Source organism: Mesorhizobium sp. M7D.F.Ca.US.004.01.2.1 (genome assembly GCF_003997785.1).
GTDB lineage: Bacteria > Pseudomonadota > Alphaproteobacteria > Rhizobiales > Rhizobiaceae > Mesorhizobium > Mesorhizobium loti.
The window spans coordinates 1-13,088 of sequence record NZ_RZRQ01000006.1; the positions used below are offsets into that span (position 1 = coordinate 1).

Genomic DNA, 13,088 nt, shown 5'->3' on the forward strand with positions numbered 1-13,088 from the left:
AAATGGTTGATCAGGTCGATGCGGGTAATCAGGCCGACGAACTCGTCGCCGTCGAAGATGATGGCGACCTCGTTGCGGTCGAACACCGGCAGCAGCGCATCCAGCGTCTGGCTGGCCTGCAGCGTGTGCAGATTGGAGGTCATCGCTGTGCGCACCGGGCCGTTGAAGCGCTCCCAGCGGCCGTCATGCGGGCCTTCGACCTTGGCCAGGATATCGCTTTCGTCGACGATGCCGATCAGCTTGCCGTCGTCGAGCACCGGTAGCTGCGAAACATCGGAGCGGCGCATCCGCCCATAGGCGTTGAGCAGGCTTTCGTCCGGGCCGACGGACACGGTGTCGCCGGTGCGATGCGAGCGCATCACCAGGTCGCGCAGGTCGCCATGCTGCTCCTGCTCGGCCAGCCCCTGCTCGGCCAGCCAGAAATCGTCGAACACTTTCGACAGATATTTGTTGCCGCTGTCGCAGACGAAGGTGACGACGCGCTTGGGCACCGTCTGCTCGCGGCAATAGCGCAAGGCAGCGGACAACAGCGTGCCCGACGACGAGCCGGCCAGAATGCCTTCCTTCGACAGCAGGTCGCGCACGGCCAGCATGCTCTGCTTGTCGGGGATGGCGTAGGCTCTTTTCACCAGCGACAGGTCGGCATTGGGCGGCACGAAGTCCTCGCCGATGCCTTCGACGGTCCAGCTGCCGGCCTCTTCCATCTTGCCGGTCTTGATCAGCGGCGCCAGCACCGAGCCGACCGGATCGGCGAGCACCATTTCGGTCTTCGGCGACACCTTGGCGAAATAGCGGCCAAGGCCGGTCAGCGTGCCGCCGGAGCCGACGCCGACGACCACCGCGTCGACATCGCCGTCGAGCTGCGAAAATATCTCCGGACCGGTGGTGGTCTCATGCGCCAGCGGATTGGCCGGATTGGCGAACTGGTTGGCATAGAAGGCGCCAGGCGTTTCCGCCGCGATCTTCTCGGCCATGTCCTGGTAATATTCGGCATGGCCTTTGCCGACATCGGAACGCGTCATGCGCACCTCGGCGCCGAGCGCGCGCAGATGCTGGATTTTTTCGCGCGACATCTTGTCGGGCACGACCAGCACGATGCGATAACCCTTGGGGATGCCGACCTGGGCGAGGCCGAGGCCGGTGTTGCCGGCGGTCGCCTCGACGATGGTGCCGCCACGCCTGAGCTTGCCCTCTCGCTCCGCCGCGGCGATCATCGACAGCGCGATGCGGTCCTTGATCGAGCCGCCGGGATTCTGGCTTTCGAGCTTAATGAACAGCCGGCACTTGCCGGTGTCGAACTTGGTCAGCTCGACCACCGGCGTCTGGCCGATCAGGTCGAGAACCGACTTGTAGGGCGGACGCAGGCGGGACAACGCGTCGGGTGCGGCGATCTCGTGCTCGCTCATATCGATGCTCCATGATCAAGCGACCGCCTCGAGGCAGAGCGGCAGCGTAGCCTCTTTTCCAGCCCTTTGCAGTCGGAAAGAAGATAGATCGTGCCAATCAACTGGCCAGATTAGGAATGAAATTCTGGGTTTACTGCTGTCCCGCAAATCGTGGCCGGGCAGCGGGACAGCGCCGACGTCAACAGCAACTCACCCCAGCAGCTGCTTGCTCAGCCTCGCACACTGCACGCGGATATCGGGAATGGCGTCGATCTCGAAGAAGGTGCCGCGTGTCAGCGGGCCGACGGCGAGGATCTTGGCTGAAACGGTGCCGTCGCCGGCGATGATCTCGCATTTGGCTGAGACGTCGAGGCCGATGCGCAGCGGATCCGGCCTTGCCAGGCCGCGGTCGACCAGCGAACGCACCACGCTGTTCGATGAGGTCGAGATGTCCCTGACGATGCCGGAGCAATCGTAGATGCGGGCGACCTCGAATGTCTCGAGGCGCTGTGTGTGGCGCGACTGGACCTGGATGGTGAATTCGCCCCCCTTGGCGATGTCGACGACGCGGCCTGCGACCAGGCGGATGCGGCCGGATTGCACGGCTTCGGTCACCCGAGCGTAGACCTCCGGCGCCATGCGATGACGGTGGATGTCCCACCAGGCCTTGGTGTGCTCGACGAAGCGGCGCTTGGCGGAAGCCGGCCAGTTCTGCCAGATCTTCTGGTTGAATGGCCGCAGCCCGTCGACGACGTCGCGCCAGTCGATGCCGGCCTTCTGGTTTTCCTTGATCAGGTCGCGGAACCAGCCGACGAAATAGGATAGCTGCGTGCCGAGCGGGATGTCGGCGACGTCGAGCTTGATCGGGTTGCCCTTGCGATGCGGCGAGGGCAGCAGGCCACGCCTGGACACAGCAATGATGTCGCCGCGATGGCCGCGCTGTTCCAGCGCCAGGAACGCATCGACCATGCTGAGACCGGTGCCGAGCACCATGACGCTTCTGTCGGGATCAAGTGCTGTATCGGCTTCCGAGCCCATCCTGACGGCATGGCCTTGCGCCGGCTCCTCGTCATGGCCGGTGGCCAGCACGGCGAGGTGTGCAACCACGCTGGTGCCGTTGGCCAGCGCCACTTCGACGCCCGATGCCGTGGGCGTGATCGATAGGCTTTCCTCGCGGATCAGGCGAAGCCGCCCGGTCTGCTGCTCGCGCGTCTCGAGATCATCCAGCAGCTCCCCGAGATAGCGGGCATAGACGCTGCGCGGCGCGTAGACCGGCGCCTGGTCCTGACTTGCCAGGCCGCGCTCCAGCAGCCAGCGCCAGAAATTGGCGGGATCGTCGGCATAGGCGCTCATGCCGGCGGCGCTGACATTCAGCACATGCGCCGACAGCAGCGTCGAATAGGCGATGCCCTGGCCGAAATGCGGACGCTTCTCGATCAGCGTGATGCGCAGGTCGGGATTGGACGATTTCAGCAGATGCGCTGCCAGCACGACGCCACTGGCGCCGCCGCCGACGATGATGATCGAGTTGGCGCGCCCGGTCATAGGCATGCCTGCGGTGTGCGCAGCGCCAGTGTCAGGCCTGGACCTTGATCGCAACCGGCAGGTCGTCCGTGGCCATATCGCGCATTTCGGCGAGGCTGCGCTGATCGAGCACCTCGGCGATCGCCTGCCGGACCTCGAGCATCAGATGTCGGACTTGGCATGTCGCCTCGTTGCAATCTTCACAGCGCTGATACTGGGTGCGGCTGGCGCAAGGGATAGGGGCCAGCGGCCCGTCGAGGACGCGCACGACATGGCCGACCTTGATTTCGTCGGCAGGGCGCGCCAGGCGGTAGCCGCCATCCTTGCCCTTGCGGCTCTGGACGAAGCCGGCATTGCGCAGCTCACCCAGGATGGCGTCGAGAAATTTCTTCGGGATGTTGTTGCCGGTGGCAATGTCGTTGACGAAGGCGAGCTGTCCGGCCGGCAATCGCGCGAGATGTACGAGCGCCTTGAGGCCGTACTTGCCCTTTTTCGTGAGCATGAGATCAAAATTTCTCTGTCATGCGACGGCGTAGAACCATCGGTTGCAAAACGCCTGGCGTGCATCCCCGTCGCGTCCAGGCTGCCATGACACATAAATTCTAGTGACATGATGTACAAGCCGATCAATGTTGATTTTGCTTCGTTTTCAAGCTGCTGTGGCCATTTTAACCTGCCTTTGTGCCCTTGAGAGCACAAAGAATGCGCTTTGATGGCAGCGGAATGGCAAATGGTCCTCCGGGGCCGGATGCGGCCGGCATCGACTGACGCGACGGCGAAAGCCGATCCATGCCGCGAGCGATCATGGTGATGTGGTGGCCGCTCATCGTCGACTCCAACTCCCTCATGTCGATAAGAATACTATACTTAGCTCCGGGCACGCGGAATGCGTTTTCAAATCCGGAGCTGTTTGAGGCATGGATTTGCGTGGCATTGGCCGAAGGGGGAATTCTCGTTCGCGAGTGGCTAGGCGATGCGGCGATCCTTCGCGCCCCCTTTGTCCCGCGGGCAATTAGAAAAGCTCTGCCCTGTCCAACGCCGTGACGTTGCCCACCGTAGCTGCCCTATCCGCCTTGGCAGCCCAACGCCGGTGGCTTTTTTCTAACAAGCCGGCCTTCGTTGGAAGGATTTAACTCTACAAGAACGATAGAATTAGATGACTATCCTGGGGCATTCCGATTTTCTCTTTTCAGGAGCCCTTCATGTCCACGATTTCGCGACGCATTGTTCTGCTCTCGTCGGCAGCATTGGCCGGTGCTGCCTTCCTCGGCCCGGCCCTTGCCGACGACCTCAAGATCACCATCGGCTACCAGACGGTGGTCGAACCCTCGAAAGTGCCGCAGGCCGATGGCGCCTATGAAAAGGCGACGAAGGCGGCCATCGACTGGCGCAAATTCGATTCCGGCGCCGATGTCATCGCCGCGGTTGCTTCCGGTTCGGTCGATATCGGCTATGTCGGCTCGAGCCCGCTGGCGGCGGCGGCGAGCCGCGAGCTGCCGATCCAGACCATCTTCATCGTCGGCCTGATCGGCGAATCCGAGGCGCTGGTGGCGCGCAACGGCGCCGGCATCGAGAAAATCGCTGATCTCGCCGGCAAGAAAGTCGCCGTGCCGTTCGTGTCGACGACGCATTACAGCCTGCTCGCCGCGCTGAAGCATGAGGGCGTCGATCCGAAATCGGTCGAGATCCTCAATCTCAGGCCACCGGAAATCGCGGCGGCCTTTTCGCGCGGCGACATCGATGCGGCTTACGTCTGGGATCCGGCGCTCGGCCAGATCAAGACGACGGGCAAGGTGGTGCTGGATTCCTCGAAGGTCGCCGCCTGGGGCGCGCCGACCTTCGACGCCTGGATCGTGCGCACCGACTTTGCCGAAAAGAACCCTGAGGCAGTACGCGACTTCGTCAAGGTGACAGGTGCGGCCTATGCCGAGTTCCTGGCGAAGCCGGACGCCTGGTCGGTGTCGTCGCCGCAGGCGGCTGCGATCGCCAAGCTCACCGGCGCCAAGCTGGAAGAAGTGCCGCAGTTGCTCAAGGGCTATGTCTTCCCGACGCTCGAAGAGCAGGCGTCCGACAAATTCCTTGGCGGCGGCACGGTCAAGGCGGTGGAAGCGACATCCGCCTTCCTCAAGGAGCAAGGCAAGATCGACGCCGTGCTGCCGGACTATTCGAAATACGTGTCGTCGAAATACGTCACCCAGGCGCTGGCCTCGAACTAGACGCATGAACCCCTGACGCCGCGTGCTGACTGCCCCGGAACCGCTGACGAGGAGCGGCTCCGGGGCATTTCAGATTTAGACGAACCTCTTGCGAGGCACCCATGCCGCATCTCGTGCTCGACCCCCATCTCGTGCTGGACAAGGTCTCGATCCAGTATGACGGCCAAGCCGCACCCGCCGTCGAACTTGTGTCGATCGATGTCGCCAAGGGCGACTTCGTCGTGCTGGTCGGCCGTTCCGGCTGCGGCAAGACCTCGCTGCTCAATGTCGCCGCCGGCCTTGTCGCGCCGGCGCGTGGGCGTGCCTCCATCAACGGCAAGCCGATCACCGCGCCGGGCTCGGACCGGGCGGTGGTGTTCCAGAACGACGCGCTGTTTCCGTGGCTGACCGCGCGCGAAAATGTTGCCTTCGCGCTCAGGCTGCGTGGCATCAGGCCGGCCGAGCGGGCGCGCCGCGCCGATGAACTGCTCGAGTTGGTGAAGCTCACCGATGCCGGCGACAAGCGCATCTGGGAGCTTTCCGGCGGCATGCGCCAGCGCATCGGCCTCGCCCGGGCGCTGGCCGCAGAACCGGAATTCCTGCTGCTCGACGAACCGCTCGGCGCGCTCGACGCGCTGACGCGCGAACGCATGCAGACGACACTGCTCGATTTGTGGACGGCAAGCGATGTCGGTGTGCTGATGGTGACGCACGGCATCGAGGAGGCGCTGGTGCTGGCCACCCGCATCGTCGTGCTGGCGCCCGGCCCGGGCCGCGTGGTGAGGAGCTTCGAGCCCGGTTTCTCCAGGCGCTACGCGGCCGGCGAGGCCATTCGCACCATCAAGGCCGATCCGGCCTTTGCCGCGGCGCGCGGCGAGTTGACCGACGCGATCTTCGAAGGAGAAGCGGCATGACCGTTACTTCCTACACGGAGCGGCCGGGCAGCAAGGTCGACGAGGCCGACGGCCTGTCGGTGCCGTGGTCGCGGCCAAGCCCGAAGCGCAAGGGCATCTCGGCACGCGCGGTCAGCGCCGTGACCATCCTGGTGGTGCTGGCGGTATGGGCGCTGTCGGCCCGCCTGCAACTGGTGTCGCCGGTGTTCCTGCCTTCGCCGATCGCAGTGTGGAACAAGTTCATCCTCGTCGCCCGTGACGGCTTCGTCGATGCAACGCTGCTGCAGCATGCGGTCGCCAGCCTGGGCCGAGTCTTTGCCGCGCTGATCGCGGCCATCCTCGTCGGCGTGCCGGTTGGTCTCGCCATCGGCATCAGCACGGTCGGGCGCGGCATCTTCGATCCGCTGCTGGAGTTCCTGCGGCCGATCCCGCCGCTCGCCTATCTGCCGCTGGTCATCATCTGGTTCGGCATCGGCGAACCGTCCAAGATCCTGGTGATCGCCATCGCCATGCTGGCGCCGGTCGCATTGTCGACCGCCTCGGGCGTTCGCGGCGTCTCGCAGGAGCGCATCAATGCGGCGCGTTCGCTTGGCGCGACACGAGCACAAGTGGTCCGCCATGTGATCCTGCCCAGTGCGCTGCCTTTGATCCTGACCGGACTGCGCATCGCACTCGGCGCCGGCTGGTCGACGCTGGTCGCCGCCGAGCTGGTGGCGGCGACGCGGGGGCTCGGTTTCATGATCCAGTCGGCCGCCCAGTTCCTCGTCACCGACGTCGTGGTGATGGGCATATTGGTGATCGCGGCCATCGCCTTCGTGCTCGAATTCACCATCCGCAGGATCGAGCGCGTGCTCGTCCCGTGGGCGGGACGCGAATGATTGGAAACCAGAAGAGCAGGAGAGAATGACGATGACCCATTCCACCGCCGTGCTGTTCGCCCAGGCCGGCAACTGGTTTCTCGCCTGGACCAGGGAAAGCCAGCCGCCTGAACAGCAACCGAAATCGCCGGCGCCGGTACGCTGGGACGCCGAGCGCGACCGCCTGCCGCCACGCGACGAGAGTTTTTACTGGGCCTGGCAGTACTGGTCGCAGTGAGGGGTCACACCCTACCGGTTTGCCCAGACCAGCCCCACCAGGCCGACCAGCATGGCGACAATGCCGATATAGAGCCATTGCGACTGGCCGGTCATGAAGCTGCCGCCGACAACGCCGACGCCTTGCAGCGACCACAGCGCGCCGATGGCAAGCACAATCAACGCCAGCAGATTTTTGGTCAGTCTCATTGACGGATCTCGCTTTCGAAGTCGATCGGTTGCGGCGCTGGGGCCGCGATGAAAGAGCCAAAGGAAGTGGCCCGCTTGCGTCGACTTCTACTTGGATATCTATGCTCGATCTTGTCAAACAAATCCCGGATATCGGAACGAAGATCATCATCAATTGATCATCTCTTGCCGGAAAATCCCTGACAGACTGTTACCCAATGACTCCAAACGTGTGCCACTGCCACGGAACCGCCAGATCATTGCCGCATTTCCTGCCTTATTCGGCACCTAACGGCTGGGTCTGTCAAAGAACGGAGCCATCCCTCAACATGAAGAACTCAAAACAGACCGCGCTTGTCGCGGTAACGATCGCTGCTGGCCTGATGGTCGGCGCTTCTTCGGCAACCGCCGCCGGCCAGTGCGGCCGTGCCTCGTGGTATGCCCTGCACTCCAAGACCGCATCGGGCGAGCGCATGAATCCTTCGGCGATGACCGCCGCCCACCGCACCTTGCCGTTCGGCACCAAGCTCAGGGTCACCAACAAGAACAACGGCCGCAGCGTCATCGTGCGCATCAACGATCGCGGCCCGTTCATCAAGGGTCGCGTGCTCGACCTGTCGAAGGGTGCCGCCGGCCAGCTCGGCTTCATCGGCTCCGGCCACACCGCCGTGTGCATGGCGCGCGTTTGATGTGACTATTTCCTGGACCATGATCTTCTGCCGAGAACCGGAATCCACTTTTCGGGATCATGGTCGGGTGTCCGGCAAGAGGGGCCGGACACATTACTTACACATTTCGCAGCCGCACACTGAGCCGGCTGGCGCCGTTCAGGGCCGATTCCCAGTGCCTTGAACCAAAGAAATATTGGTCACGCCACGTGACGTATTGCATCGCAGCAATTAGTTGTTAACCTCCCCGCGAGACATTTAGGCTCGGCGCTGCTCGTCGTCCCTTCGGTCGCAGGCAGCAGCGGGGTTCTTAATGTTCTACCAGCTCTATGAAATGAACCACGCCGCCTTGCAGCCGGCGCGTCTCTATGCCGACGCGGTGCGCCTGTTCTACTCCAATCCGCTCAATCCGTTTTCCCACACGCCCTGGGGCCGTTCGGTCGCGGCGACCGCCGAATTGTTCGAGCGCACCACCCGCCGCTACGGCAAGCCGACCTTCGGCCTCAACAAGACAGTGGTCGACTGGAAGAGCGTCGAGGTCACCGAGAAGACCGTCTGGTCGAAGCCATTCTGCAAAGTCGTCCGCTTCGAACGCGCCATTCCCGCCGGGCGCCGGCCGGATCCTAAACTTTTGATCGTGGCGCCGATGTCGGGCCACTATGCGACGCTGTTGCGCGGCACGGTCGAAGCCATGCTGCCCTATGCCGACGTGCACATCACCGACTGGGTCGATGCCCGCATGGTGCCGCTGGCCGACGGCAGTTTCGATCTCGACGACTATATCGACTACATCATCGACATGCTGCATGCGCTAGGCCCTGACACCCATGTGATGGCAGTGTGCCAGCCTTCCGTGCCGGTGCTTGCCGCAGTTGCGCTGATGGAAACGAAGGGCGATCCCTTCGTGCCCTCGACGATGACCTTGATGGGCGGGCCGATCGACACCCGCAGCAACCCGACCGCGGTCAACCTCCTGGCGCAGGAAAAGGGCATCGACTGGTTCCGCGACAATGTCATCATGCAGGCGCCGTGGCCGGTGCCGGGCTTCGGCCGCGAGGTCTATCCAGGCTTCCTGCAGTTGTCCGGCTTCATGAGCATGAACCTCGACCGCCACATCATCGCCCACAAGGACTTCTTCATGCACCTGGTGAAGCATGACGGCGACAATGCCGAGAAGCACCGCGACTTCTACGACGAATATCTGGCTGTGATGGACCTGACGGCGGAGTTCTACCTGCAGACCGTCGACACCGTCTTCGTGCGCCAGGCCTTGCCCAAGGGCGAGATGACGCATCGCGGCACCAGGATCGATCCGTCGGCAATCCGCAATGTCGCCCTGTTCACGGTCGAGGGCGAGAACGACGACATCTCCGGCCTTGGCCAGACCAAGGCGGCGCATGATCTGTGCCCCAACATCCCCACTGAGCGGCATGCCCACTACATGCAGCCGGCAGTCGGTCATTACGGCGTGTTCAACGGCTCGCGTTTCCGCTCCGAGATCGTGCCTCGCATTGTCGACTTCATCACCAGCTATGGGCGCCAAGAGCGTGTTGCGGTGAAGCCGAAGCTGGTGCGTACCGCCAAAAGATAATGCGCATCGCCCAAAAGCATGTTCACGGGCTGACCCGAGGGCGTAGCTATTTTGGGAAATGACGTCCCTGGAACAAAGCTTAACGGCGCCAATCCGGCCAATTGATCGTCAAAACCGGCCGGCTGGCCGATTCTGTTGCACAATAGACGCGGTGCTGCCCCTCGGGTAACCATGCCGACAATCCGACCGTCGTCGTAATTGACACGGACTGTAAATCCCCCTTAACCTTTCGTTAATAACAAGGGTGAGCGGGGACAATGATATCCTCATCAATGGCACGAAGGCTGCGCGTGTATGTGGCGGCCGGGCTGGCAGTAACGGGAGGCTGGGTGGCGCCGGCTTTGGCGGCCGGAGCGATGGCGACCGGGGGTCTCACCTCGCAGCCGATCGGCCACTATGACTTCTGCAAGCTGCATCCGGGCGAATGCTCTATCCGTCCGACCAATCTCGCGCCGGCCCCGATGACCGACGGGTTGATGCGCAAGCTCCTCAATGTCACCGCCAGGGTCAACGCCGCCGTCAAGCCGATGAGCGACATGGACATCTACGGCAAGGACGAAGTCTGGGCCTATCCCGACAACGGCGTCGGCGACTGCGAGGACTACGTGCTGGAAAAGCGGCGCCAGCTTTCGCGCATGAGCATCTCGCTTGCCGATCTTCTGATCACCGTGGTGCGCAAGCCGGACGGCGAAGGCCATGCGGTGCTGACAGTGCGCACCGACAAGGGCGACTATGTGCTCGACAATCTGACCGACAAGGTCAGGCCATGGGACGCGACCGGCTACCGCTTCCTCAAGCGGCAGGCGATCGACAACACCGGCCGCTGGGTCTCGATCCGTGGCGGCCAGCAGGTGCTGGTCGGCGCGGTGCAGTAGGAAGCTTCGAAGCACGATCGCGCTTTCGCCAAATAGCCGAGGCCGGCGCCGCCCCTCATTGTCCTGCCGGACATTTCTCCCCGTATAGGGGCGGGGAGAAAGACGCTTTCATCGCGCTTTCGCCAATCATCAACGTCGCAAGCGCCAACGGCGCGGCTATACCCTTCTCCCCGTCACAGTAACGGGGAGAAGGTGCCGGCAGGCGGATGAGTGGCAGCGGGACGTCTGCCAATATTTACCACGCCCCGAATGAATTTTCGCACTTCTCCATGAACCATTTCGCTCCGGCCAACGACACACAGCCGTGAACCGAAACCAACCATGGAGACTTCAGATGACTGCTTTTCTGCGAAACACCCTTCTCGCCGCTATCGCGGTGTCGAGCCTAGCCGGATCCGCTATGGCAGATCAGACCACCAGCTGTGCCAAAACCAACCTCAACGACCTCTGGGCTGGCCGTTGTTGCAGCGCTGCCGGGGCGTCGGACTGCCTGGGCGGCGGAAACAATGGCCACGACCATAGCGACAAAGGTGGCCGGGGAAACAATGGCGGCACGGCCGGCAAGAAATGATCACTGTTGACCGCCGGCGGGCTCTTCAGGTGAAGTGAACGCCGGCGCCACTAGGGGAACTCAGGCCCCTGGCACGAGCCGGCGAGTTATGGCCGCCGGCCGAGCGCCGCGCGGATCGATGCGGTGATGCGGCGAAGCTCCGCTTCGTCGAGTTTTTCGATGTTCTCGGCCAGGAGATTGGCCAGCTCGGTGGCAGCCGGGTTCAGACCCGACGTGTCGAGCTTGACGCGCGGGTGCGAGGCTTCGGCCAGCCGCGCCAGCTCCTCGGCGTCGTCCCAGATGATGTTGAAATAGCCGATGATCTTCTGGATCAGCGTCCAGGTCGGCGCGCCGCGCCTGCCATGTTCCAGCGCCGACAGATAGGCGGCGCTGACGCCGATCGCCGCCGCCATGTCCTTCTGGCTGACACGGCGTTCGCTTCTGAGCGTCCGCAGCTTCTCGCCGAACGGGGTCATGAACGCACCCGCCGCAGCCGGATATAAAGCGCGCCCGAACCGCCATGGTTGCGCGCGGCATGGTCGTGGCTGGAGACAAGCGGCCGGAAGGCAGGCGTCGACAGCCAGGCGGGTACGGCGCGCCGCAAGACGCCATCGCCACCGGAAGACGAGCCCTTGCCGGTGATGACCAGGACATAGCGGATGCCGCCGGCATGCGCCCGGTGCAGGAACGAAAACAGCAGCGAATAGGCCTCGTCCTGCGTCATGCCGTGCAGGTCGACGCGGCCCTCGATGGGCAGCCGGCCTTTCGACAGTTTATCCAGCGTCGGCTCGTCGAGGCGGTGCGTGACATGCTGAGCCTTCGGCTTTGCGGTCCCTGCGGCGTTGGTAGCGGCCAGCGCGGGCTGCGACTGACTTGGCTTGGCTTCGGCAGCAATTTCGGGGACGTCGACTGCAGTCCTGCCTTTGAGCGGCTTGGCCGTGCGCGCGACCAGGTTCCACAGAACCCGGTCGTCTTCGCTCAATTTGTCTGGGCGCCGGGTCATCGATTCGCACCCGGAAAGAGCACGCGCGGCACAAGCGCATAAAAATCGGCCGCATTGCGCACCACGCCGGCGATCTCGCCGGCCGCGTCGCCGGAGCCGGCGAAGAGATCACCCCGCGCCGGCCCGGTGATGGCCGAACCGGTGTCCTGCGCGATCATCAGGCGCCGGAACGGTTCTGCGTCGAAAGCGGTCAGTGTCGGGGCGTCGATGTAGAACGGCGTGCCGAATGTGTGCAGCAGGCGGTCGACGGCAATGGAGCGGCCCGGTGTCAGCGGCACCTTGGCGGCGGCGATCGGGCCAAGGGCCGCGTCCTCGACATCGGCCTCGCGGAAGAAAATGTAGGAGCGGTTCTGCCACAGGATCTCGTCGATGCGGTCGGGGTGCGCCTTGAACCAGGCGCGGATCGACTGCATCGTCACCTCCGTCAGCGGGATCTCGCCCATCTCGCTCAGGATCTTGCCGGGCCCGGTAAAGCGCTGGCCGGATTTGGCGGCATAGGTGACGCGGGCAAGCCGGCCGTCGGTCATGTTTAGTCGTGCAGCACCTTGCACGTGAATGAAGAAGGCATCGACCTTGTCGGCCAGCCAGGCGATTTCCAGGCCCTTGCCATCAAGCGCGCCGCGCTCGATCGCGCCGCGATCGAAATAGGCGACCGGCCCGTCCGGCGTCTGCCGCGCGAAAGCGAGATACGAATCCATTCCAGACGGCCGGTTGGCGTCGTCGATATCGACGAGATCGGCGGGGCGCGACAGCAGCGGCACCGAAAAACGGCCCGTTCGCACCGGCGAGGCTTCGACCACGGGCTCGTAGAAGCCGGTGACGAGGCCGGCGACGCCATTCTCGGCGCGGATGTGCGCCGGGACAAAATGGCGCTCGAAGAAGGACCGGGCTCCCTTTCGATCTAGAAATGGCGGCCGATTCGTCGGCGAAACGGAACGGGCCTCGGCGTAGGATTCGGCAAAGGCGTCGAAGTCGACGCCGAGCGCACCGCTGCGATAGGGTCTGGTCAGGACATGAAAGGCCGAGCGGCGAAAGGCTTCGAAGGCCGCCAGATGGTCGTCGTCCTCCCAGCCGGGGAGGTCAGCGAAAGATTTTCCGACAAAGAGGGACGATAGCGACACCGGAGCCTCGCCGCGTATCCG

15 protein-coding genes are annotated in these 13,088 nt (G+C 63.6%); 8 read left to right on the top strand and 7 right to left on the bottom strand.

From position 1 onward, the window contains the following. From EN993_RS02625 to EN993_RS02635, 3 genes are all read right to left on the bottom strand, one after another. Nucleotides 1–1,406, bottom strand: a 1,406-nt coding sequence (locus EN993_RS02625; protein ID WP_127262305.1) for a pyridoxal-phosphate dependent enzyme, incomplete at its 3' end; no start/stop codon positions are given. 189 nt (nt 1,407–1,595) lie between these two features. Then, entirely contained in the window at nt 1,596–2,930 is a 1,335-nt protein-coding gene (locus tag EN993_RS02630; RefSeq protein WP_109663531.1) for an FAD/NAD(P)-binding protein, read from the bottom strand. 31 nt (nt 2,931–2,961) lie between these two features. Then, on the bottom strand, nt 2,962–3,411 hold the full coding sequence (locus tag EN993_RS02635; protein ID WP_109663534.1) for an Rrf2 family transcriptional regulator: 450 nt from the start codon (nt 3,409–3,411) through the stop codon (nt 2,962–2,964). Between the two features lie 700 nt (nt 3,412–4,111). Between EN993_RS02635 and tauA the strand changes: the two genes are divergently transcribed. From tauA to EN993_RS02655, 4 genes are all read left to right on the top strand, one after another. Beyond that, nucleotides 4,112–5,125: a taurine ABC transporter substrate-binding protein gene (gene tauA / locus EN993_RS02640; protein WP_109663536.1), complete on the top strand. Its 1,014-nt coding sequence runs from the start codon at nt 4,112–4,114 to the stop codon at nt 5,123–5,125. A gap of 101 nt (nt 5,126–5,226) precedes the next feature. After that, nucleotides 5,227–6,018, top strand: coding sequence for a taurine ABC transporter ATP-binding protein (locus EN993_RS02645; RefSeq protein WP_109663539.1), 792 nt, complete (start codon nt 5,227–5,229; stop codon nt 6,016–6,018). Continuing rightward, the gene (locus EN993_RS02650; protein WP_109663542.1) at nt 6,015–6,875 is read left to right on the top strand and encodes an ABC transporter permease subunit; all 861 of its coding nucleotides are present in this window, start codon (nt 6,015–6,017) and stop codon (nt 6,873–6,875) included. Before EN993_RS02645 ends, EN993_RS02650 begins: the two co-directional genes overlap by 4 nt. Nucleotides 6,876–6,906: 31 nt before the next feature. Then, nucleotides 6,907–7,092 (top strand): hypothetical protein, encoded by a 186-nt coding sequence (locus EN993_RS02655; protein WP_109665302.1) that lies wholly within the window; start codon nt 6,907–6,909, stop codon nt 7,090–7,092. Nucleotides 7,093–7,103: 11 nt separating this feature from the next. Here EN993_RS02655 and EN993_RS36920 read toward each other — a convergent pair whose 3' ends face one another. After that, complete coding sequence (locus EN993_RS36920; RefSeq protein ID WP_164548536.1) at nt 7,104–7,280, bottom strand: hypothetical protein; 177 nt, start codon at nt 7,278–7,280, stop codon at nt 7,104–7,106. 308 nt (nt 7,281–7,588) lie between these two features. Here EN993_RS36920 and EN993_RS02665 point away from each other — a divergent pair, with 308 nt between their 5' ends. From EN993_RS02665 to EN993_RS02685, 4 genes are all read left to right on the top strand, one after another. Beyond that, nucleotides 7,589–7,948, top strand: coding sequence for a septal ring lytic transglycosylase RlpA family protein (locus EN993_RS02665; RefSeq protein ID WP_109663545.1), 360 nt, complete (start codon nt 7,589–7,591; stop codon nt 7,946–7,948). A gap of 292 nt (nt 7,949–8,240) precedes the next feature. Beyond that, nucleotides 8,241–9,518, top strand: coding sequence for a polyhydroxyalkanoate depolymerase (locus tag EN993_RS02670; protein WP_109663548.1), 1,278 nt, complete (start codon nt 8,241–8,243; stop codon nt 9,516–9,518). 257 nt (nt 9,519–9,775) lie between these two features. Beyond that, nucleotides 9,776–10,393, top strand: a complete 618-nt coding sequence (locus EN993_RS02680) for a transglutaminase-like cysteine peptidase (RefSeq protein WP_109663552.1) — start codon at nt 9,776–9,778, stop codon at nt 10,391–10,393. A 334-nt stretch (nt 10,394–10,727) separates the two neighbouring features. After that, the gene (locus tag EN993_RS02685; protein ID WP_109663554.1) at nt 10,728–10,964 is read left to right on the top strand and encodes a hypothetical protein; all 237 of its coding nucleotides are present in this window, start codon (nt 10,728–10,730) and stop codon (nt 10,962–10,964) included. Between the two features lie 86 nt (nt 10,965–11,050). On the opposite strand, the gene EN993_RS02690 is transcribed toward EN993_RS02685, so the two are convergent. Genes EN993_RS02690 through EN993_RS02700 form a run of 3 tightly spaced genes read right to left on the bottom strand, consistent with a single transcriptional unit; the run spans nt 11,051 to nt 13,067 of the window. After that, nucleotides 11,051–11,419, bottom strand: coding sequence for a helix-turn-helix transcriptional regulator (locus tag EN993_RS02690; protein WP_109663555.1), 369 nt, complete (start codon nt 11,417–11,419; stop codon nt 11,051–11,053). Further along, on the bottom strand, nt 11,416–11,946 hold the full coding sequence (locus tag EN993_RS02695; protein WP_109663556.1) for a Smr/MutS family protein: 531 nt from the start codon (nt 11,944–11,946) through the stop codon (nt 11,416–11,418). The genes EN993_RS02690 and EN993_RS02695 overlap by 4 nt, the downstream gene beginning before the upstream one ends. Continuing rightward, on the bottom strand, nt 11,943–13,067 hold the full coding sequence (locus EN993_RS02700; RefSeq protein ID WP_127262306.1) for a murein transglycosylase A: 1,125 nt from the start codon (nt 13,065–13,067) through the stop codon (nt 11,943–11,945). The genes EN993_RS02695 and EN993_RS02700 overlap by 4 nt, the downstream gene beginning before the upstream one ends. Nucleotides 13,068–13,088: the final 21 nt, after the last annotated feature.

Bases quoted from the DNA above. Each gene is read 5' to 3' on its own strand.
- EN993_RS02630 (WP_109663531.1), bottom strand. From the start codon at position 2,930: ATGACCGGGCGCGCCAACTCGATCATCATCGTCGGCGGCGGCGCCAGT.
- EN993_RS02635 (WP_109663534.1), bottom strand. From the start codon at position 3,411: ATGCTCACGAAAAAGGGCAAGTACGGCCTCAAGGCGCTCGTACATCTC.
- tauA (WP_109663536.1), top strand. From the start codon at position 4,112: ATGTCCACGATTTCGCGACGCATTGTTCTGCTCTCGTCGGCAGCATTG.
- EN993_RS02645 (WP_109663539.1), top strand. From the start codon at position 5,227: ATGCCGCATCTCGTGCTCGACCCCCATCTCGTGCTGGACAAGGTCTCG.
- EN993_RS02650 (WP_109663542.1), top strand. From the start codon at position 6,015: ATGACCGTTACTTCCTACACGGAGCGGCCGGGCAGCAAGGTCGACGAG.
- EN993_RS02655 (WP_109665302.1), top strand. From the start codon at position 6,907: ATGACCCATTCCACCGCCGTGCTGTTCGCCCAGGCCGGCAACTGGTTT.
- EN993_RS36920 (WP_164548536.1), bottom strand. From the start codon at position 7,280: ATGAGACTGACCAAAAATCTGCTGGCGTTGATTGTGCTTGCCATCGGC.
- EN993_RS02665 (WP_109663545.1), top strand. From the start codon at position 7,589: ATGAAGAACTCAAAACAGACCGCGCTTGTCGCGGTAACGATCGCTGCT.
- EN993_RS02670 (WP_109663548.1), top strand. From the start codon at position 8,241: ATGTTCTACCAGCTCTATGAAATGAACCACGCCGCCTTGCAGCCGGCG.
- EN993_RS02680 (WP_109663552.1), top strand. From the start codon at position 9,776: ATGATATCCTCATCAATGGCACGAAGGCTGCGCGTGTATGTGGCGGCC.
- EN993_RS02685 (WP_109663554.1), top strand. From the start codon at position 10,728: ATGACTGCTTTTCTGCGAAACACCCTTCTCGCCGCTATCGCGGTGTCG.
- EN993_RS02690 (WP_109663555.1), bottom strand. From the start codon at position 11,419: ATGACCCCGTTCGGCGAGAAGCTGCGGACGCTCAGAAGCGAACGCCGT.
- EN993_RS02695 (WP_109663556.1), bottom strand. From the start codon at position 11,946: ATGACCCGGCGCCCAGACAAATTGAGCGAAGACGACCGGGTTCTGTGG.